General features: G+C 67.9%; 19 protein-coding genes. 11 read left to right on the top strand and 8 right to left on the bottom strand.

Features of this window, described 5'->3' with window-relative positions; genetic code table 11:
• The first annotated feature begins 58 nt into the window (after positions 1 to 58).
• Complete coding sequence (locus tag EV645_RS30700) at positions 59 to 472, top strand: cupin domain-containing protein (RefSeq protein WP_130447544.1); 414 nt, start codon at positions 59 to 61, stop codon at positions 470 to 472.
• Here EV645_RS30700 and EV645_RS30695 read toward each other — a convergent pair.
• Both EV645_RS30695 and EV645_RS30690 read right to left on the bottom strand, forming a co-directional pair.
• Entirely contained in the window at positions 469 to 2253 is a 1785-nt protein-coding gene (locus tag EV645_RS30695; RefSeq protein ID WP_130447543.1) for an ABC transporter ATP-binding protein, read from the bottom strand. The genes EV645_RS30700 and EV645_RS30695 overlap by 4 nt on opposite strands.
• A complete protein-coding gene (locus tag EV645_RS30690; RefSeq protein ID WP_242000768.1) occupies positions 2246 to 3997 on the bottom strand; it encodes an ABC transporter ATP-binding protein in 1752 nt (583 codons plus the stop codon). The genes EV645_RS30695 and EV645_RS30690 overlap by 8 nt, the downstream gene beginning before the upstream one ends.
• Positions 3998 to 4161: 164 nt before the next feature.
• Here EV645_RS30690 and EV645_RS30685 point away from each other — a divergent pair, with 164 nt between their 5' ends.
• From EV645_RS30685 to EV645_RS30675, 3 genes are read left to right on the top strand one after another with little or no spacing between them, the layout of a single operon-like run.
• Positions 4162 to 6711 (top strand): winged helix-turn-helix domain-containing protein, encoded by a 2550-nt coding sequence (locus EV645_RS30685; protein WP_130447541.1) that lies wholly within the window; start codon positions 4162 to 4164, stop codon positions 6709 to 6711.
• Between the two features lie 54 nt (positions 6712 to 6765).
• Positions 6766 to 7005 (top strand): hypothetical protein, encoded by a 240-nt coding sequence (locus EV645_RS30680; protein ID WP_130447540.1) that lies wholly within the window; start codon positions 6766 to 6768, stop codon positions 7003 to 7005.
• The gene (locus tag EV645_RS30675) at positions 7002 to 7727 is read left to right on the top strand and encodes a DUF4386 domain-containing protein (RefSeq protein ID WP_130447539.1); all 726 of its coding nucleotides are present in this window, start codon (positions 7002 to 7004) and stop codon (positions 7725 to 7727) included. Before EV645_RS30680 ends, EV645_RS30675 begins: the two co-directional genes overlap by 4 nt.
• On the opposite strand, the gene EV645_RS30670 is transcribed toward EV645_RS30675, so the two are convergent.
• A complete protein-coding gene (locus tag EV645_RS30670) occupies positions 7717 to 8175 on the bottom strand; it encodes a nuclear transport factor 2 family protein (RefSeq protein WP_242000767.1) in 459 nt (152 codons plus the stop codon). The two genes, EV645_RS30675 and EV645_RS30670, sit on opposite strands and share 11 nt — an antisense overlap.
• A 54-nt stretch (positions 8176 to 8229) precedes the next feature.
• Between EV645_RS30670 and EV645_RS30665 the strand changes: the two genes are divergently transcribed.
• The gene (locus EV645_RS30665) at positions 8230 to 8739 is read left to right on the top strand and encodes a winged helix-turn-helix transcriptional regulator (protein ID WP_130447538.1); all 510 of its coding nucleotides are present in this window, start codon (positions 8230 to 8232) and stop codon (positions 8737 to 8739) included.
• Here the strand turns inward: EV645_RS30665 and EV645_RS30660 are convergent.
• From EV645_RS30660 to EV645_RS30650, 3 genes are read right to left on the bottom strand one after another with little or no spacing between them, the layout of a single operon-like run.
• On the bottom strand, positions 8716 to 9120 hold the full coding sequence (locus EV645_RS30660; protein WP_130447537.1) for a hypothetical protein: 405 nt from the start codon (positions 9118 to 9120) through the stop codon (positions 8716 to 8718). The two genes, EV645_RS30665 and EV645_RS30660, sit on opposite strands and share 24 nt — an antisense overlap.
• Before the next feature lie 30 nt (positions 9121 to 9150).
• Positions 9151 to 9507, bottom strand: a complete 357-nt coding sequence (locus tag EV645_RS30655) for a VOC family protein (protein WP_130447536.1) — start codon at positions 9505 to 9507, stop codon at positions 9151 to 9153.
• Positions 9508 to 9561: 54 nt separating this feature from the next.
• Positions 9562 to 10758: an ROK family transcriptional regulator gene (locus tag EV645_RS30650; protein ID WP_130447535.1), complete on the bottom strand. Its 1197-nt coding sequence runs from the start codon at positions 10756 to 10758 to the stop codon at positions 9562 to 9564.
• Between the two features lie 119 nt (positions 10759 to 10877).
• Here EV645_RS30650 and EV645_RS30645 point away from each other — a divergent pair, with 119 nt between their 5' ends.
• The 6 genes from EV645_RS30645 (at position 10878) to EV645_RS30620 (ending at position 17625) form a co-directional block, all read left to right on the top strand.
• Positions 10878 to 11813 (top strand): ROK family protein, encoded by a 936-nt coding sequence (locus EV645_RS30645; RefSeq protein ID WP_130447534.1) that lies wholly within the window; start codon positions 10878 to 10880, stop codon positions 11811 to 11813.
• A gap of 31 nt (positions 11814 to 11844) precedes the next feature.
• Positions 11845 to 13560, top strand: coding sequence for an ABC transporter substrate-binding protein (locus tag EV645_RS30640; protein WP_130447533.1), 1716 nt, complete (start codon positions 11845 to 11847; stop codon positions 13558 to 13560).
• Between the two features lie 63 nt (positions 13561 to 13623).
• Complete coding sequence (locus EV645_RS30635; RefSeq protein ID WP_130447532.1) at positions 13624 to 14622, top strand: ABC transporter permease; 999 nt, start codon at positions 13624 to 13626, stop codon at positions 14620 to 14622.
• Positions 14623 to 14706: 84 nt separating this feature from the next.
• On the top strand, positions 14707 to 15639 hold the full coding sequence (locus EV645_RS30630) for an ABC transporter permease (RefSeq protein ID WP_130447531.1): 933 nt from the start codon (positions 14707 to 14709) through the stop codon (positions 15637 to 15639).
• Positions 15620 to 16597: an ABC transporter ATP-binding protein gene (locus tag EV645_RS30625; protein ID WP_242000766.1), complete on the top strand. Its 978-nt coding sequence runs from the start codon at positions 15620 to 15622 to the stop codon at positions 16595 to 16597. The genes EV645_RS30630 and EV645_RS30625 overlap by 20 nt, the downstream gene beginning before the upstream one ends.
• Positions 16594 to 17625, top strand: a complete 1032-nt coding sequence (locus tag EV645_RS30620) for an ABC transporter ATP-binding protein (RefSeq protein WP_130447529.1) — start codon at positions 16594 to 16596, stop codon at positions 17623 to 17625. Before EV645_RS30625 ends, EV645_RS30620 begins: the two co-directional genes overlap by 4 nt.
• 40 nt (positions 17626 to 17665) lie before the next feature.
• Here the strand turns inward: EV645_RS30620 and EV645_RS30615 are convergent, their stop codons facing one another.
• On the bottom strand, positions 17666 to 18439 hold the full coding sequence (locus EV645_RS30615; protein ID WP_130447528.1) for an SDR family oxidoreductase: 774 nt from the start codon (positions 18437 to 18439) through the stop codon (positions 17666 to 17668).
• A 12-nt stretch (positions 18440 to 18451) separates the two neighbouring features.
• Positions 18452 to 19252, bottom strand: a complete 801-nt coding sequence (locus EV645_RS30610; protein ID WP_130447527.1) for an alpha/beta hydrolase — start codon at positions 19250 to 19252, stop codon at positions 18452 to 18454.
• Positions 19253 to 19329: the final 77 nt, after the last annotated feature.

Here is a 19329-nt window from a genome sequence, read left to right as displayed (position 1 = left end):
ATCGCGCTGCCCTGTCTTGTGTGGAGAGACCCGAATACCGACTGGAAGGTGAGCTTCGATGACCGACACGACCGAACAGCGGTCCAGCACCTGGCAGAACGCTTTCACGATGTTGCAGGAGATTGAGCCGCCGTTCGTGCCTGACGGGTTCCACGCGATGACGGTGGTGATCGAGTATCCGGCCGGCGATCCCGGTGCGCCGCCACATCGGCACTCCGGGCCCGCGTTCGGGTACGTCTTCGAAGGCGAGATGTTGTTCGAGCTCGAGGGCGAGGCGCCGCGGGTGATCAAGGCCGGTGAGGCGTTCTGGGAGCCGGGCGGCGACGTGATCCACTACCACGACGGCAACAACCGGTCGGATATCCCGCTGAAGTTCACCGTGACGATGCTGTGCGCGCCGGGCGGGCAGATGATCACGCTGGTCGATGAGGACGAGCTGGCTGAGCGTGCGGATCGGCGGGTGCAGGCCTAGCGATAGGCGCGAGCCTGGAGCTCGAAGAGTTCGGCGTACCGGCCGCCGGCTGCGAGCAGGTCGGAGTGGGTGCCGAACTCTTCGACCCGGCCGTCGTGCAGGACGACGATCAGGTCGGCCATCCGGACGGTCGAGAACCGGTGTGAGACCAGGACCGTGATCCCGCCGGTCTCGGCCGCGGCGACCTTCGCTGCATCGGCGTACTGCTCGTAGAGCCGGTGTTCGGCCTCCGGGTCGAGCGCTGCTGTCGGCTCGTCGAGCAATAACAACAATGGACGTTCACGCATGAACGCGCGGGCCAGCGCGAGCCGCTGCCACTGCCCGCCGGACAGCTCGACACCATCGGCGAACTTCTTGCCCAGTTGACTGTCGAGCCCGTGCGACAACCCGGCGATCACCGACTCGGCATCACCGCGCAGGATCGCGGTGTGTACGGCGTCCTCGTCGTCGGCGCGCGCCACGTCGCCGATCGCGACGACCTCGCGCGCGGTCAGCTCGAACTTCACGAAGTCCTGGAACCCGGCCGAGAGCTGTGACCGCCACTCGTCCGGCTGGATCGTCGCGAGGTCCACGCCGTCGATCAGAACGCTTCCGGTCGTCGGGTCGTACATCCGCGCGAGCAGCTTGACCAACGTCGTCTTCCCGGCGCCGTTCTCCCCCACCAGCGCGACCGCCGCACCGGCCGGCAGCGTCAGGCTGATGCCGCTGAGGACCGCGGATTCCGAACCAGGGTAGGAGAATCCGACGTTCCGCAGTTCGATCCCGGAGGTGAGTCGCTCCGGGGCCGGGGTCGCGCTGGAGCGCCACGAGTTCTGCTTCGCGTACTCGCGCAGCCAGTCGTAGCGGCTGAAGCTGCGCACGACCTCGCCGACCCAGTACACGTTCTGCGCGATACCGCCGGTCATCTGATCGACCTGCGGCGCGAGCAGCAGCACGAGTACGACGTCGCCGGCCGTCTGCTCACCGTGCCGAGCGCGGGCGACCACCCAGACGATCGCCGCGGCGTACGCGAGACCGAACACCAGCCGCACCGAACTGTCGACCTTGCCGCCCCAGCGGGCGGCCGCGACCCGGCGGGCGAACCGCTCGGTCTGCAACGCGAAGATCCTGTCCAGCAAGACCTTCCCGAGCCCGAACACCCGCAGTTCGAGACCTGTCCGCGGATCCTTCGCGACCTCGATCAGCCGGTCGACCAGACGCTCCTGCGGCAGCGAATCCTCCCAGGCCTTCTGCTGCCGCGTGCTGCTCAGGTACGCCGACCAGATGCGCGCGCAGCCGAGCAACGGCAGCACCAGCAGCACCGGCTGCACCGACCCGAGCAGCGTGAGCACAGTCGCGGTGTTTGTCACCGTCGCGAACGCCCAGAGCAGCACCTCGGCGCCGACACCCATCCGCCACGCGCGCTCGCGCACTAACTCGAGCCGGTCGGCGACATCGGGCCGCTCGTGGTGCGACAGCCCGGGGATCCCGGTCGTCACGTCGAGCAGGTCCGCGTGCACGCGCCCGGCCATCCGTTCCTGCGCGGTGTCCTGCAACGGCCAGCCCAGTCCGTCCGCGACGAACGAGACCGCAAGGCCGCCGACGATGATCGCGATGCCCAGGGCGATCGTGTCCGAGCTGTCCGACGCGATCCCGTCGACGAGCCGGCTCACGCCGTACGTCTGGGCCGGTGCGGTGATGGCGCGGGCCGCGACGAGGACGGCCGAGATCGTCATCAGCCCGGGCGCCGCGCGGAACGACGTACTCAGCCAGAGCCAGAGGATGCGGAACGTCTTAGGCATCGACAGCCTCCGGTCCGGTCACATACCGCTCGGCCTGCAGCCGGAACATCGTGGCGTACTCCCCGTCCGTGGCGAGCAGCTCCTCATGCGTGCCGTCCTCGACGATGCGTCCGCCGGACAACACACAGATCCGGTGGGCGTTGCGCACGACGGAGAACCGGTGCGAGATGATCAACGACGCCACACCGGAGGTCAGCTGGAGATACCGCTCGACCAACTCGGCTTCTGCACGTACGTCGAGCGCCGCGGCCGGCTCGTCCAGCACCAGCACGCCCGCACCGGCATGGACGGCGAACAACGCGCGGGCCAGCGCGACCCGCTGCCACTCGCCGCCGGACAGGTCGACGCCGCCGTCGAACGTCTTGTCCAGCACGGTGTCCCAGCCCTTCGGCAGACCGCGGACGACAGCGTCGATCCCGGACTCACGGGCGACCTTGGCCAGCGTGAGCTCATCCCCTGCACGCTCGACCGCACCGAACACGACGTTGTCCGTGACCGACAGCGGAAACCGCAAGAAGTCCTGCACGATCGCCGCAACCCGTCGCTGCCAAGCCGCGAGATCGAGCTCCGCGAGATCGACACCGTCGACGAGAATCCGCCCGCTCGTCGGCTTGTAGGCACCGCCGAGCAGCTTGACCAGCGTTGACTTGCCGGCGCCGTTGATGCCGACGAGCGCGAGCGCCTCGTGCGCGTGGAGCGTGAAGTCGAGCCCCCGCAGTACGTCGGCCTCTGAACCCGGGTAACGGAAGCTCACGTTCTCGAAGCGGATCTCGCGGGCCGGCATCGTCTCGATCCGGTGCTTGTTCTCCGCGACCGGCTCCGGGTGCCGCTCGGCGATCGTCTGCGGCAGGTCCCGCATCGCGCGGTACGCAGAGAGTCCGCGGCGGACCTGGACCACGCCGTACCCGTTGTTGGACTGGCCGATCGCGAGGATCGCGGGCAGCGTCGTCGCGACCTGGGTCAGCGGCAGCGAGCCGTTCAGCGCCGCGCGGCCGACGGCGACGATCGCGATGCCGTTGGCGATCAGGTGCACGCCGCCGATCAGGATCGAGAACTTCACGTTCTTGCGGCGGCGCGCCCAGACCGGGCGGAAGCCGGCCGTCCAGTCGCGGACATAGCGCTGCACCAGCCAGTTGTGCAGGCCGAACACGCGCAGCTCTTTCGGGGCGTCGCGCATGCCGAGGTCGAACAGGTACTGCGCGCGGCGCTGCTCCTCGGTGTTGCCCCACCAGGTGTCGATCTCGCGCTCGACCAGGCGACCGCCGTACCACTCGAGCAGTAGTGACACCGCGACCAGCATGGCCGCGACCCACCAGGTGAACATCGCGCCGACGATCACTGCCGAGCCGAGCAGCGTGATCCGGCTGGCGAGCAGATACGGCAGCTGGCTCATGCCCTGGGCAAGGTGGAATCCGCCCTTGCCTTTCGCCCGCTCCTGCACGTCCAGGACCTCGGAATCCTCGAGGTGCCGCACGCGACGCGGGCGCAGCAGCGGCTCGGTGATGCCGGTGCCGATCGCGCGGACCATCCCGGCGTCCAATGTCAGCGAGGCGACCTGCTGCAAGGCCGGCATCAGGCTGTCGATGACGAAGACCGCCAGCAGACCGCCGAGCAGCCAGCTGAACTCGCTGAGCGACATCGCATCGGGACGTCCGTCGATCACACCCGGGACCGCTCCGACGACGCCGCCGGTCAGCAACGTGACCGCCATCCCCAGCAGCGAGCCGAGGACAGCCAGACCCATCGTCAGAAGGGTGCTCCCAGGTGCAACACGAACGCCGTAGCGAAGCAGAGTCAGCACTCGACCGACCGTAACCGGGCCCACCGACAAAAGCATTCGAGTTTCCGGGCAGGCCCGCAATCCTCGGCCTATTCTCATCCTGACGACGTCGTGCCGGAGGGGGTGTGATGGCCGGACTTCTTGTCGAGACCAAGCTGTATCGCCCGCGGAGTCGCGAGGGCCTGGTGCATCGATCGCGGCTCGACGAACGCCTGCTGCGCAAGGACGGCACCGCGCTCACGCTGGTGTCCGCACCGGCCGGCTTCGGCAAGACCACACTCGTTTCAGCATGGGCCGCCGACGACGCGGCCTGGGTCTCGCTGGAGGAGAGCGACCGGGATCCCGTCACCTTCTGGACGTATGTCTTGACCGCGCTCGATCGTGCCGCGCCGGGCATCGCGGAAGACGCCCTGGCGTTGCTCCAGTCCGGTCCCGCGCCGATCGAGACCGTCCTGGCCGGCGTACTCAATGAGCTGAGTGTTCTGCCGGGCGAGATCGACCTCGTCCTCGACGACTACCACCTCGCCGACGGCCTCGAGATCAGCCGCGGCATGACTTATCTGCTCGACCATCTCCCGCCGCAACTCCACCTGCTGATCAGCACCCGGGCCGACCCCGCACTCCCCCTGGCTCGGCTGCGCACTCGCGGCGAACTCGTCGAAGCACGCGCGGCCGACCTGCGCTTCACGCTCGAAGAAGTGCACAACTACTTCACCGGGACAGGGCTCGACGCCGACGCCATCGCAACGCTCGAGGAACGCACCGAAGGCTGGATCGCCGCTCTTGGACTGGCGGCGCTGTCGTTGCGCGGCCGCAGCGACGCGAGCAGGTTCATCGACGACTTCGCGGGCGACGACCGGTACGTCGTCGACTATCTCGTCGACGAAGTCCTCGACCGCCAACCGGAGCAGGTACGCCGGTTCCTGCTCGAGACGTGCGTGGTCGATCGACTGACCGGCCCGCTGTGCGATGCCGTCACCGGGCAGCCCGGCGGCAGAGCGATGCTCGAATCGCTTGAGCGCCAGAACCTGTTCGTCGTCCCGCTGGACGATCGCCGGCAGTGGTACCGCTATCACCACCTCTTCGCCGACGTACTGCGGGCGCGTCTGCTCGCCGAGCGCGGCGACGTTGCGGAACTGCACCGACGCGCCGCCCAGTGGTACGACGATGCGGGCGACACAGTGGCAGCCGTGCACCACGCCGTCGCGGCCGGAGACGTCGACCATGCTGCGGATCTCGTCGAGCTCGCGGTCCCTGGGCTCAGGCGCGAGCGGCAGGAGGCCACGATCCGGCGCTGGCTCGACGACATCCCCGACGACGTCGTACGGCGGAGGCCGGTGCTCGCGATCGGATTCGTCGGGGCGTTGATGGCCAGCAACGAGTTCGCCGGAGTCGAGCAACGGCTCCAAGACATCGAGCGGCAGATCTCTGGCGACGAGTTCGTGGTTGTGGATCGCGAAGAGCTCGAACGCCTGCCGAGCGCGATCGAGACCTACCGCGCCGCACTCGACCTGATTGCCGGCAATCCGACCGGTACGATCGAGCACGCCGCAGTGGCGATCCAGCTCGCTCTCCCCGGCGACGACCTGACCACGTCGGCTGCCTCGGCGCTATCGGCTCTAGCCTCGTGGGCGGGTGGAGATATCGAGTCCGCGCACCGCGGGTACGCCGCCGCGGCGGCGGGGCTGGAACGCGCCGGCCACATTGCCGACGTCCTCGGCTGCTCCGTGACGCTGGCCGACCTCGAGATCACTCAAGGCCGGCTCCGCCGAGCGCAAGCGACACTCGAGCGAGCGCTGGACATTGCCGGTCCCGGCATGCGCGGCACGTCCGACATGTACGTCGGTCTGAGCCGGATCGCCTGGGAACGGAACGATCTGGACGCAGCCACCGACTACCTGCGCCGCGCGGAGGGGCTCGGCGCCGACCTCCCGCAGAACCCGTACCGCTGGCGACTCGCGATGGCCCGGATCCGCGAGGCCGAAGGCGATCTCGACAGCGCACTCGAGCTGCTCGACGCCGCCATCAAGGTGTACGTCGGCGACTTCTCACCGAACGTCCGCCCGCTGACCGCCGTACGAGCACGGCTGCTGATCAGACGAGGCGATCTCTCCGCGGCTCAGGAGTGGGCAGAGAGCGTGCCCGATGAGTTGTCTTATCTGCACGAGTACGAGCATGTGACGCTGGCCCGGCTCATGATGGCCCACGGCGAGGACGCCGTACCGCTTCTCGAAAGGCTGCGAGCGGCCGCGGAGAACCGGACCGGCAGCCTGATCGAGATCCTCGTCCTCCAGGCGCTTGCCGCCCGCGATCCTGCCCCGCTGGAACGAGCGCTGGCACTGGCCGAACCCGAGGGATACGTCCGCGTCTTCATCAGCGAAGGCACCTCGATGCTGCAGCGGATCCGGTCGCCGTACGCGCGCACGCTCCTGGACGCGGCCGGCCGGCCCACACGCGTCAGCACCCCGCAGACGCTCATCGATCCGCTGAGCGATCGCGAGCTCGACGTACTGCGGTTGCTCACCAGCGAACTCGACGGTCCGTCGATCGCACGGGAGCTCGTGGTGTCGCTCAACACCGTGCGTACGCACACCAAACACATCTACACCAAGCTCGGCGTGAACAACCGCCGCGCGGCGATCCGGCGGGCCCATCAGCTCGGTCTCCTCACCCGCTGATGATCACCACATGATGTGATGCGCGGTCACCAGACCCGCTCCTACTTTGCAGGCATGAACCACGAATCAGCCTGGTACGAGATCCGCCTCGAAGGGCGCATCGATCCCCGGTGGGCCGCGTGGTTCGACGGATTGACCGTCAGCGCGCACGCCGACGGCACCTCCGTCATCCACGGCCAGGTGGCCGACCAGGCGGCCCTGCACGGACTCCTCCAGCGACTCCGCGATCTCGGTCTGCCGTTGCTCTCGGTCGACCGGGTCGATCCCGACCAAACGCAAAGGAAACTGTCATGACCATCACCGCACCTGCCCCGGCCACCACCGTCGGCACCACCGATCCGGACCGCGGCCACGCCCGCGCCGCCGGGATCTTCTACCTGGTGACGTTCGCCGCCTCGATTCCCGCGCTGTTCCTGATCGGTCCCGTGCTGAACGACCACAACTACATCCTCGGCTCCGGACAGGATGCCCGCGTGCTGTGGGGATGTCTCCTCGACTTCGTCAACGCCCTCGCCGGCATCGGCAGCGCGGTCGCCCTCTTCCCGGTGATGAAGCGGTACAAGGAGTCCCTGGCGCTCGGCTTCGTCACCTCACGGACGCTCGAGGCGGCCGTCATCATGATCGGCGTCGTCAGTCTCGTCGCCGTCGTCACCCTGCGACAGGATCTCGCCGGCGCTCAGGGCACCGACTCCGCGGCACTTGCCACCGTCGGGCAGGCGCTCGTCGAGGTCCGCAACTGGACCTTCCTCTTCGGCCCCGGCACCATGCCCGCGATCAGCGCCATCCTGCTCGGCACCCTGATGTACCGCTCCCGCCGGGTCCCGCGGTTCATGCCGGTCATGGGCCTCATCGGCGCACCTCTGCTGCTCACCGCCAACATCCTGACGCTCCTCGGCCACAACAGCCAGCTGTCCGCGTTGTCGGGGATCGCCACCGTCCCGGTCGCCCTCTGGGAGCTGTCGATCGGTCTCTACCTGACCTTCAAGGGCCTCAAGCCGGCCGGCCTCAACCAGTGATCTGCGCGGCGTGCGCCTCGGCGTACCCCGCCGCGGCCAGCCGGTCGAGGGTTCTCTCCAGTACGGCGGTGTCCTCGAGCGTGCACACCTCGGTGATCTTGCCCCACCGGATCCGGAGGAACTGATGAACCACGTTCTCGTACGTCGAACCGTCCACGACGCCCACGTGGACGGTGACTGCTGTCGCGACCCGGGTGTTCCACGGCCAGCCGTTGACGAGCACGTCCCGCACCTCGAAGCGGGTGTTCGGCAGCAGCCGGAAGCACCGCTCCCACCAACTCCGCAGCGCCTCGTGGGTCCGGCGCTCGCCGCCGAGAGCGTGGTCCCCGTAGAACCGGTACGTGAACGAGGGCGCCATCCCGGCCACCATCGCCTCCCAGTTGCCCGCGCTGATCTGCGCGAACGCGTTCCGCACCTGCCGCGCCACGATCCGGTGGTAAATGCCCATACGACCACCCTAGGGTTAGTGAGTTCAATGACGCAACTGACTACACTCGGGGGCATGCGGAACACCAGCTTCGCCTCGATGCACTGCTCGCTCGCCCAGTCCCTGGAGCTGATCGGCGACTGGTGGACGCCGCTGGTGCTGCGCGATCTCTACCTCGGCCTCAACCGGTTCGACCAGTTCGTCACGGATCTCGGGATCTCCCGCAATCTCCTCACCGACCGGCTCACGACGCTGGTGGACGGCGGCCTGGTACGACGTACGCCGTACCAGCAGAACCCGGTCCGGTACAGCTACGAGCTGACCGAGGCGGGGCAGGAGCTGGTGCCGATCCTGATCGCGCTGACCGCGTGGGGCGATCGGTGGGCGACTCCCCCGGCCGGCCAGCCGCTCCGGTTCACGCACACGACCTGCGGCAAGGTGACGACGGCAACGGTGTGCTGCTCGGAGTGCGGCGAGACGCTGGAGATGGACGACGTCAGGCCATCGCCTGGACCGGGCGGCCGGACAGCACCCGGAACGGCGTTGATCGAGAGCGTGCTGTCAGGACTCAAGCCGAAGGCGTAGCAGCTCGGCGAGTGGCAATGACTCGCCGTCGCGGGCGCCTTGGCCGACGACGAGCGGCGGGTCGGACGGTACGACGTGTACGCCGGCGACGCGGGCCTTGAGGCTCGCGGGCACGCCGAGGATGTAGAAGTTGCCCTCGACATCCACGGCGAGCGAGCGGTTGCGGCGCAGGTACCACCCGGTGAGGTTGGTCCGGTAGCTCGTGTTCGTCCCGACGACCTGCGCGCGCAACGGCTCCGGCTCGACGCCACTTTCCTTCAGCGTCGCGATGAAGTCGGTGAGGAGCTGACGAGCCTGAGCGGTCTCCCCGGCCTTCCGGCGTTCGAGCGCAGCCGCATGCTCGACCGCCGCCTGCCGCCGTTCCTCGCGCCAACTCGTCACACCCCAACCCTAGGCGACCCCTGAGACTGATCAGTCGACGCAGAGACAGAACGGGTGCCCCGCCGGATCCTGGAGGACACGGAACGTCGTCCCGGGCTGGTGCTCGGGCTTGGTCGCCCCCAGCTTCAGCACCTCGGCCTCTGCCTCGTCCAGGTCGCGGACCATGACGTCGAGGTGCATCTGCTGCGGCACGTCCTGACCGGGCCAGGACGGCGGCTTGAAGTTCTCGACCTGCTGGAACGAGATGCAGTTGCCCCCGTCCTCCGGCTTGATGTCGGCCCAGCCGTCGCGGGCCTCCACCTTCCAGCCCAGGATCTCGGCGTAGAACCGGGCCAAGACCCCGGCGTCGGGGCAATCCATCACAAAGCTCGGGTACATAGCGATCATGGCTCGAACCCTACTGACCATTCCGGACGATCCACGCCCGGAACTCGAACCAGATCAGCCCTGAGTTCCAACTCGGCCGCCGAGGGTCTTCCAGGAGCGGTCCAGCCCCGCGGCCAGGCATCCCGCGACGACAGACTCGCGGCCGAGGACGCTGGCCTTGACGTCGGGCATCACCGGCGCAAGCTTGTGAAGTTGCTGGGAGACGGCTTCGAGGAAGCCCGGCGCTTGTCCGATACCGCCGCCCAGCACGACCAGCTCGGGATCCACCACCGTGATCACCGTGCACACCGCCTTGGCCACGAGCACCGCCTCCTCCGCAACGACGGCGGCCGCGACAGCGTCACCGCGAGCGGCGGCCGCAAACACCTTCTCGGCTGTCGACGCCCCTCGCACGCCGGCCCGCCGCGCGGCTCGCACGACAGCGGCCGCGGACGCCGACGCGTCGAAACCGCCGCGTTTGCGGGCATCCCGCGGATCGCTACCACTGCCTTCGGTGAACGGCAGGTACCCGATCTCGCCCGCCACCCCGTGCGATCCGTGCCGAAGTTTCCCGTCGAGAACGAGTCCCATACCGATTCCGGTACCGACCGAAACGAAGGCGAAGCTGTCGACGTTCCGTCCGTGTCCGTGCACCCGCTCGGCGATCGCGGCGGCATCGACATCGTTCTCGATCATCAAGGACGATCCGAAGCGGTCTCGTAATGCCGCCAGCGTCGCCGGTGAATCCCACCCGGACAGGCGTCCCGTCAGCGTCAGCGCATCGAGTCGCGGGTCGTAGACACCGGGAGACCCGAGCACGGTCTGGGTCAGCTGCGTGACGTCGATCCCCGATTCGGTCGCCAGGGTCGTGCTCAGGTCGGCGAGCTCCTGGATGCGAGCCATGGCGTCACCGGCCTTGGTGCGAACACTCAGTCGCGCACGCACGGTGCCCGCGAGATCCGAGATCGCCCCGCGCAGGTATTCGCGCCCGACATCGAGCCCGAGCACGTACCCCGCGTCCGGCCGCACCTCGTACAGGCTGGCCGCCGGTCCCGGTACGCCGGTGCGCTGGCCGGTCACGTGCACCAGACCGGTCCGCTCCAGCGAGCCGAGCGCCGCCGACACGGTCGGCTTCGACAATCCGGTCAGGCCGGCGAGCTCTGTCCGCGAGATCGGTCCGGATCGCCGGATGTGATCGAGCAGCACCTGTTCGTTGATCTCGCGGATCAACTGCGGGCGTGCCGCGGATGCGCCTGGCGCAACAACCGTCACGTCGACCCCCTCGCTGTTAACAACTCGGCCACCAACTCGTAGTTAAGCCTTGTGGTCCGTTGGTTGTTAAGTTAGTTTCCTATCGATTCTATTGGTTGTCCCGAGGAGGTGCCACCCCTGTGGTTCCAACGCCGGTCGTCCTCGGACTCGACTTCGGCGGGACGAAGATCGCCTTGGCGGTCAGCGACCTGTCCGGCCGTCGACTGGGAACACGGACCATCGACAGCCGCGCCGAGTCCGGTGGCGCTGCTGAAGCCATGGCCCGCGGCCTGACCGCTGCCCACGAACTGCTCGCCGAGGTCGCCCCCGGCCAGGAGCTCGCCGGTGTCGGCGCGGCCACCCTCGGCATCCCGTACGACGACCGCGTCGAGCTGGCCCCCACTTTCCCGGGCTGGGACGACCTTCCGTTCGGGCGGCTGGTGCGGGACGGCTTTCCCGGCGTACCGGTGCGGCTGGCAACCGATGTGAAGGCGGCCGCTGCGGCCGAGCTGCGCTGGGGCGCACTCGCCGACTGCGACCCGGGGCTGTACGTCAATCTCGGCACCGGTCTCGCGATCGCGATCGTTGCCGGCGGCACCGTGATCACCGGCGCGCACGGCGCGTCCGGCGAGATCGGCTACAACTTGCGCTCGGCCGGCGACGTGTACGTCGACGCGGACGAGCGCACGATCCTGGAACACGTCGTCAGCGGTCAGGCACTCGAGACCACCGGGTCCGCCCGGCTCGGGCAGCCGGTCACGGCCGCCGACGTCTTCACGATGGCGCGGACCCAGCCGGACGCCGCCGTCCTCACCGACGAGTTCGTCCGGGAGCTGGCGATGCACCTGGCCAACCTGGCCATCGCGGTCGATCCGGTCCGGATCGTCGTCGGCGGCGGCCTGGTTCGTTCCTGGGACCAGATCGAAGCCGGCCTGCGTCGCGCCCTCGACGCAGCCGTCCCCTTCCCACCGGAGTTGTCGGTGGCCCGGTTTCCTTCGGACGCTCCGCTGATCGGGGCGCTCGCCCTTGGCGTCGAGGCAGCGGGAGTTGTCCTCGGTGCAGAAGCATTCGCATGAGCAGGATTACCAGTAGCGAAAGGCAGAGACGATGAGGGGCATCACACGCATCGCGGTCGCCGCGATAGCGGTCGGCGCACTGACCGCCGGGTGCGGCGGCGGCGACAAGCCGATCGGGAGCGGGGCGTCGTCGGCCAACCCGTCGTCCTCGACGAGTAGCGGCGGCAGCACCGGCCAGTACAAGAAGGGCGGCTCGGTCACGATCGCCAACGTCGGCGGACAGACCTGGCCGTGTCAGTTCAACCCGTTCAACCCGTCGGTCAACGGCGTCGCGGGCGGTTTCGTCTACGAGCCGCTGACCTTCGTCAACGTGCTGAAGGCCGGCGCCACCACGCCGATGCTGGCCACCGACTTCGCCTGGTCGCCGAAGAAGGACTCGATCGTCTTCACGATCCGCGACGGTGTGAAGTGGAGCGACGGGCAGCCGTTCAGCGCCGACGACGTGGTCTACACGTTCAACCTGATGAAGGCGCAGCCGGCCCTGGACATCTACGCGCTGTGGACCGGCGCCGGGCTGACCAGTGTCACCGCGGCGGGCAACAAGGTCACGCTGAAGTTCAAGGGCGCGGCCGAGCCGTACTTCTTCAACTTCGCCAACCAGGTCAACATCGTCCCGAAGCACATCTGGTCGACCGGTGATGCGGCGTCGAAGCCGGCCACCTGGGCGGACCCGAAGCCGGTCGGCACCGGGCCTTACACGGTCGAGTCCTGCAGCCCGAACAACATCTCCTACAGCGCCAACCAGTCGTACTGGCAGCCGGGCAAGCCGTACATCCAGAAGGTGCAGTACCCGGCCTACCTGGACAACAACCCGGCCAACCTCGACCTCGCCAGCGGCAAGGCGCAGTGGGGCGGTCAGTACATCCCGAACATCGACAAGTTCTACAAGTCGAAGTCGCCGGAGAACAACTACTGGTTCCCGCCGACCGCGAACGTCGCCCTGGTGCCGAACAACGACCCGTCCCGCCCGGCGACCAGCAAGCTGGCGGTCCGGCAGGCACTGGCCTACGCGCTCGACCGGGAGCAGATCTCGAAGATCGGTGAGAGCGGCTACCAGCCGGCCGCGAACCAGACCGGTGTCGTCACGCCGACCTTCGACAAGTACTTCGACAAGGACGCCCTGGCCGCGGCCGGGTACGACAAGCCGAACCTCGACAAGGCCAAGCAACTCCTGCAGACCGCCGGGTACTCGGAGTCGAACCCGCTCAAGCTCAACGTCATCACGGTCACCGGCTACACCGACTGGGACGCGTCGCTCGCGGTCGTCAAGCAGCAGCTGGCCAAGGTCGGCGTCGAGCTGAGCATCCAGGACCTGCAGCAGCAGTCGTACAACCAGAAGCTGTACACCGGTGACTACGATCTGGCCTACTCCAGCCTGTCCGGCGGACCGACGCCGTACTACGAGCTGCGGCAGCTGCTGTACTCGAAGAACACCGCGCCGATCGGCAAGCAGGCCAACAGCAACTACTCGCGGTACAGCAACCCCGAGGTGGACAAGCTGTTCGACCAGTACGCCAGCGCGGATCCCGACACCCAGGTCAAGCTGATCAAGCAGATCTCTGGGTACATGATCAAGGATGTCCCGCTGATCCCGACGACCGAGTCGGTCGACTGGTACCAGTACAACACCAAGGACATCGAGGGCTGGCCGACGCAGGACAACCCGTACGCCCAGCCGGCGCCGTACAACATCCCGGACGCCGGACAGGTGCTGGCCAACCTGTACTCGAAGGCCGCACAGAAGTAGTCCAGAAGTAGTCCAGAAGTAGTCCGGAAGTCACGACAGGGTGAGCACGAGGAGCTATTTGCGGTGAGATACCTGCTACGACGTCTCGGGTTCTTCGTGCTCACGCTCTGGGCCGCGATGACGCTGAACTTCTTCATCCCGCGGTTGATGCCCGGCAGTCCTGAGGAGGCGCTCCGGGAGCGGCTCAGCAAGGGCGGCTCGGTCGTCACGGCGGAGCAGTTGCGGACCGTCCTGGCCGAGTTCGGCTTCCAGCCGGACAAGAACATCGTGTTGCAGTACCTGGAGTACCTGAAGGCGATGGTCACCGGGCACTGGGGTGTGTCGATCGGCAGCAGCCTCGGCGTCCCGGTGACCACGCTGATCAGCAGCGCGTTGCCGTGGACGCTGGGACTGGTCGGGATCACGACCATCCTGGCGTTCGCCCTCGGCACGCTGATCGGCACGATCTCCGGCTGGCGCCGGGGCGGGCTGATCGACGGGATCGTGCCGCCGGTCTTCATCGTCACCTCGGCGCTGCCGTATTTCTGGGTCGCGCTGCTGTTCATCTCGCTGTTCGCGATCGGCGATCACGCGATCCTGCCCAACGACTTCAACTACGACCAAGGATTGACGCCGGGATTCAACGGCGAGTTCATCCTCAGCGTTGTCAAGCACGGCATCCTGCCGGCCGCGACGATCCTGATCACCGCGGTCGGCGGCTGGATCCTGACCATGCGGAACAACATGATCACCACGCTCGCCGAGGACTACGTCCGGATGGCGCGGGCCAAGGGCATCCCGAGCCGGCGGATCATGTTCGGCTACGCCGGCCGGAACGCGTTCCTGCCCAACCTGTCCGGCTTCGCGATGTCACTCGGCTTCGTCATCTCCGGCACGATCCTGGTCGAGTACGTGTTCAACTATCCCGGGCTCGGCTACATGTTCTACAACGCCACCGTGAGCACCGACTATCCGTTGCTGCAGTCCCTCTTCCTGCTGGTGACGCTGGCCGTGCTGATCTGCGTCCTGCTCTGTGACTTCGCGGTGTTCCTCCTCGACCCACGAGCCCGGACGAAGGGATAGCCCCGTGAGCGAGCGAAGCGAGATCACCATCAAACACAGTAGCGACCCGCGCTCATCGGCGCCCGGAGCGAAGCGAGGACGCCGATGAGCGCAATCGTCACCGGCGCAGCCGCGCCGACAACGACTGCCACCCGCCGACCGCGCGGTGGACTGTTGCGCGCGATCATGCGCAACCGCAAGGCCATGATCGGCGCCGGCCTGCTGGTGCTGTTCGTCCTGCTCGCCGCGTTCCCGCAACTGTTCGTCCCGGGTGCGCACCACGATCCGCAGGCGATCGGCGACCTGCCGCTGCAGTCCCCGTCCGGCCAGCACTGGCTCGGCACGACCGGCCTCGGCCAGGACGTGTACGCACAGCTGATCTACAGCACCCGGGAATCCCTGGTGATCGCGGTCGTCGCCGGCGCCGGCGCCACCATCCTGTCCGTGCTGATCGGCGTCTCGGCCGCCTATCTCGGCGGGTTCGCCGACGACGGCCTGTCGATGCTGACCGACATCTTCCTGGTGCTCCCGACGTTCCCGCTGATCATCGTGCTCGCGACGTACGCCGGTAAGGGCAACCTGACCGTGATCATCGTCGTGCTGATCCTGACCGGGTGGTCGTACGGCGCCAGACAGATGCGGGCGCAGGCGTTGTCGCTGCGGAACCGCGACTTCCTCGAGTCGGCGCGGGTCCGCGGCGAGCGATCGTCGTACATCATCGTGGTCGAGGTACTGCCGACGATGACTTCGCTGATCGTCGCGAACTTCCTCGGCGCCGCGCTGTACTCCGTGCTCACCGCCGCCGGCCTGCAGTTCCTCGGCCTCGGCGATCCCAACTCGCTGAGCTGGGGCACGATGCTCTACTGGGCCCAGAACCAGGGCGCCCTGGTCAACGGCCTGCCCGCGTGGGCGTTGTCGCCGGGTCTGGCGGTCGCGCTGCTCGGTGTTTCCTTTGCCCTGCTCAACTATGCGTTCGACGAGATCAGCAATCCCGCGCTGCGGCCGGTTCGGAGGCGACGTGCCCGATCAGCTTCTTGAGGTCCGTGATCTCACCGTCGAGTACGACACCGGTGCACACCCGGTCGTCGCGGTCGACCATGTGGATCTCGACGTACAGGCAGGTGAATTCGTCGGCGTCGTCGGCGAATCAGGCTGCGGGAAGTCGACGCTGCTGTTCGCGATCGCGCACCTGCTGAGTTCGCCGGCCGAGATCACCGGCGGCAGCGTGAAGTTCTTCGGGCAGGACCTGGTCACGATGAGCGAGAAGAAGCTCGCGTCGATGCGGTGGCGGGACTTCTCCGTGGTGATGCAGAGCGCGATGAACGCACTGAACCCGGTGAAGAGCATCGGCGCGCAGTTCCAGGACACGATCATGGCCCACGACGAGGTGGTCGACGACAACCGGCCGGCCGAGGTACTGCGGCTGGTCGGCATCGACCCGATCCACCTGAAGAGCTACCCGCACCAGTTGAGCGGCGGCATGCGGCAGCGGGCGATGATCGCGATGGCGCTGCTGTTCACGCCGGACCTGATCATCATGGACGAGCCGACATCCGCGCTCGACGTGGTCGCGCAGCGATCGCTGATGGTGCAGATCAAGGAACTGCAGCGCAAGCTCGGGTTCGCGGTCATCTTCGTCACCCACGACATGTCGCTGGTCAGTCACTTCTCCGACAAGCTCGTGGTGATGTACGCCGGGCAGGTGGTCGAGTTCGGTGCGACGCGCGCGGTCTTCGATCACCCGGCGCACCCGTACAGCGAGGGTCTGCTCGACGCGTTCCCGTCGATCCGCGGGCCGAAGGTGCCGCTGACCGGCATCCCCGGCAGCCCGCCGAACCTCGCCGACCCGCCGCCGGGCTGCCGGTTCCAGCCGCGCTGCCCGAAGGCCTTCGAGGACTGCCCGAAGATCGAGCCGGAGCTCTATCAGGTCGGCGCCGTCCAATCTCGTTGCCTACTGCACGCACCGTCGATCGCGCCCGCCCGGGAGGTGTCATGACGTCGCTGGATGTTGAGGCCGGTGTGACCGAATCGGCCGCCGCGCCGGTGATCGAGGCGCGGGAGCTGACCCGGCACTTCAAGGTCGGGCGGGGTTTCTCGCGGCAGATGCTGCACGCGGTCGACGACGTGAACCTCTCGATCGGGCGCCAGGAGATCGTCGCGCTCGCCGGTGAGAGCGGCAGCGGGAAGAGCACGATCGCGCGGCTGCTCGCGGGTGTGTACAAGCCGACCGGCGGTGAGATCTTCTACCAGGGCCGGGCGATGTCGACGTTCAAGTCCCGCAAGGACCAGTTGTCCTACCGCGGCGACGTACCGATGGTCTTCCAGGACCCGTTCAGCTCGCTGAACCCTGCGTTCCGGGTGTCCCACGGCGTCCTGCGCAGCCTCAAGCTGCACCGGCCCGAGTTCAGCCGGCCGCAGCGCGAGGAGGAGGCCGCGCGGGTGATCGAGGCGGTCGGGTTGACTCCGGCCGGCGACATCATGCACCGCTACCCGTACGAGCTGAGTGGTGGCCAGAGGCAACGAATCGGGTTCGCGCAGGCGCTCGCGCACAAGCCGAAGCTGATCCTGGCCGACGAGCCGGTGTCGATGCTCGACGTGTCGATCCGGATCGGCCTGCTGAACCTGATGGCCGACCTGCGCAGCTCCGAAGGCGTCTCGTTCCTCTACATCACCCACGACATCGCCAGCGCGCGGTACGTCGCGGACCGGCTGATGATCATGTACGCCGGGCATATCGTCGAGTCCGGTCCGACGGAAGCGGTGCTCGCGAACCCGAAGCACCCGTACACGGACCTGCTGCTCGGTGCGGTGCCGGATCCGCGTGCGCCGCTCGCCGAGGGGATCGCGGGTGACACGGGCGAGCCGCCGAAGGTCATCGACCCGACGCCGGGGTGCCGCTTTCGCTGGCGCTGCCCGTTGGCGATCGACAGGTGCCATGTGGAGACGCCGCTGCCCCGTCGCCTGGGCGAGAACCACGAGGCAGCCTGCCACGTGGCCGAGCCCGACCCGGGCTTCGCCGCCTGACAGCTCGATCCCGGCGCTGGTCCTGCAGCGCCGGGATCGGTCAGATCGTCGGTGTCAAACCTCCGTCGAGGATGATGTCGGCGCCGGTCAGGTTTCCGGCGCGGTCGCTGGCCAGGAACACCACCAGGTCGGCGACCTCCTCCGGACGCGTGAAGCGACCGGTGACCGAGCCCTTCGCGGCCTGAGCGGCGATGTCCTTCGGTGCAGCCCCGACCGCACCGCCGACGGTCTCCGCGACGCCGCCCTTGCCCAGCCACAGGTCGGTCGCTACCGGGCCGGGGCTGACGGTGTTGACGCGGACGCCCTGCGGCCCGAGCTCCTTCGACAGCGACTTGAAGAAGCTGAGGCAGGCGGCCTTCGCGGCGCTGTAGTCGATCACCAGCGGGTCGGGCAGGGTCGCGTTGACCGAGCACACCGTGACGATGACGCCGGACCGCTCGATCAGCACCGGCAGCGCGGCGCGCGTCGTACGGACGGCTGACATCAGGTCGAGGTTGAGCGTCTCGAGCCAGTCGTCGTCGGTGACGGAGGCGAAGCCGCCGGGGCGCGGGTGCACGCTACCGACGTTGTTCACCAGGATGTCGAACCCGCCGGCCCTGGTGATCGCCTCGTCGACGAGCTGCGCCGGACCGTCCGTCGTACCGAGATCGACGGCGAACGCCTCGACCGGTAGCCCTTCGAGCTCGGCGCCGATGGTGCGCGAACCCGCGACCACCTTCACGCCTTCGTCGAGGAGGGCCCGCGTCACCGCGAGCCCGATCCCCCGGCCGGCACCCGTGACCACTGCCGTCTTGCCGCTCAGGTGCAGATCCATCCGCAGTACCTCCTAGAGACCCTGCTCCTTCAACCAGCCCAGGACGGCGTCGGCAACCTCACGCCAGCCGTGGTCGATCGCGAGCGAATGTCCCCGCCCCTCGAACGCGCGCAGCTCGGTGACCGCCGTGGAGTCACGGTACTGCTTCAGGGTCGACTGAGTGACCACCGCGGGTGCGGTGTGGTCCTCGGCGCCGGAGATCAGCAGCAACGGGCCGCGGGTCGAGTTCGCGGTGTTGACCTTTGCCTGCGAGTGCATGACGAAGTTGGCCGCCGCGGCCTGGAAGATCGGGCGGGCGGGTGACGGGATGGCCCACTTCTCGTACAGCTCGTCCGACTCCGCCTCGGGCAGCGCGTTGCCGAAGCCGTAACGGAACTCCTTCGCCGTCAGCGACACCGCCCGGTGCAGGTTGGCCGGGTTCCCGAGCGCCGGCAGGGCCGAGCGCAGCTGGGCGAACGGCAGCGGCAGCACGCCCTTGATCTGCGCGGGATCGATCGCGACCCCGGCGACGCCGTACCCCTCGCCGAGCAGCTTCTCGGTGATCAGGCCGCCGAAGGAATGGCCGATGATCACCGGGCTCGCCGGCAGGCCGTCGATCACCTTGCGGAAGCCGTCCGTCGCGTCTTCGATGCTGAGGTTCGCGACCAGCTCGGGCGACTGCCGCGCCTCGGCGACAGTGGCGGGTTCGTTCGGCCAGCCCGGTGCGACCGGGTCGTAGCCGGCCTCGCTGAACAGCTCCATCCAGGGTCCCCAGCTGGTTGCATGCAGCCACAATCCGTGCACAAAGACAACAGGCCGCCGGGCTTCGCTCATGGTCCCCTCCAGGATCTGGTCACTCGTCGAACCAAGCGAACACGATCCGGACCCTGCGCGTCCAACACACGCCGCAT

Source organism: Kribbella rubisoli, assembly GCF_004217145.1.
Classification (GTDB): Bacteria; Actinomycetota; Actinomycetes; order Propionibacteriales; family Kribbellaceae; genus Kribbella; species Kribbella rubisoli.
The sequence above is the reverse complement of the archived record's forward strand: the minus strand, read 5'-3'. Positions and strand labels throughout refer to the sequence as shown.

Bases quoted from the DNA above. Each gene is read 5' to 3' on its own strand.
- EV645_RS30655 (WP_130447536.1), bottom strand. From the start codon at position 9,507: ATGATCGCTATGTACCCGAGCTTTGTGATGGATTGCCCCGACGCCGGG.
- EV645_RS30685 (WP_130447541.1), top strand. From the start codon at position 4,162: ATGGCCGGACTTCTTGTCGAGACCAAGCTGTATCGCCCGCGGAGTCGC.
- EV645_RS30680 (WP_130447540.1), top strand. From the start codon at position 6,766: ATGAACCACGAATCAGCCTGGTACGAGATCCGCCTCGAAGGGCGCATC.
- EV645_RS30700 (WP_130447544.1), top strand. From the start codon at position 59: ATGACCGACACGACCGAACAGCGGTCCAGCACCTGGCAGAACGCTTTC.
- EV645_RS30670 (WP_242000767.1), bottom strand. From the start codon at position 8,175: ATGGGCATTTACCACCGGATCGTGGCGCGGCAGGTGCGGAACGCGTTC.
- EV645_RS30620 (WP_130447529.1), top strand. From the start codon at position 16,594: ATGACGTCGCTGGATGTTGAGGCCGGTGTGACCGAATCGGCCGCCGCG.
- EV645_RS30610 (WP_130447527.1), bottom strand. From the start codon at position 19,252: ATGAGCGAAGCCCGGCGGCCTGTTGTCTTTGTGCACGGATTGTGGCTG.
- EV645_RS30695 (WP_130447543.1), bottom strand. From the start codon at position 2,253: ATGCCTAAGACGTTCCGCATCCTCTGGCTCTGGCTGAGTACGTCGTTC.
- EV645_RS30630 (WP_130447531.1), top strand. From the start codon at position 14,707: ATGAGCGCAATCGTCACCGGCGCAGCCGCGCCGACAACGACTGCCACC.
- EV645_RS30675 (WP_130447539.1), top strand. From the start codon at position 7,002: ATGACCATCACCGCACCTGCCCCGGCCACCACCGTCGGCACCACCGAT.
- EV645_RS30690 (WP_242000768.1), bottom strand. From the start codon at position 3,997: ATGGGTCTGGCTGTCCTCGGCTCGCTGCTGGGGATGGCGGTCACGTTG.
- EV645_RS30615 (WP_130447528.1), bottom strand. From the start codon at position 18,439: ATGGATCTGCACCTGAGCGGCAAGACGGCAGTGGTCACGGGTGCCGGC.
- EV645_RS30665 (WP_130447538.1), top strand. From the start codon at position 8,230: ATGCGGAACACCAGCTTCGCCTCGATGCACTGCTCGCTCGCCCAGTCC.
- EV645_RS30640 (WP_130447533.1), top strand. From the start codon at position 11,845: ATGAGGGGCATCACACGCATCGCGGTCGCCGCGATAGCGGTCGGCGCA.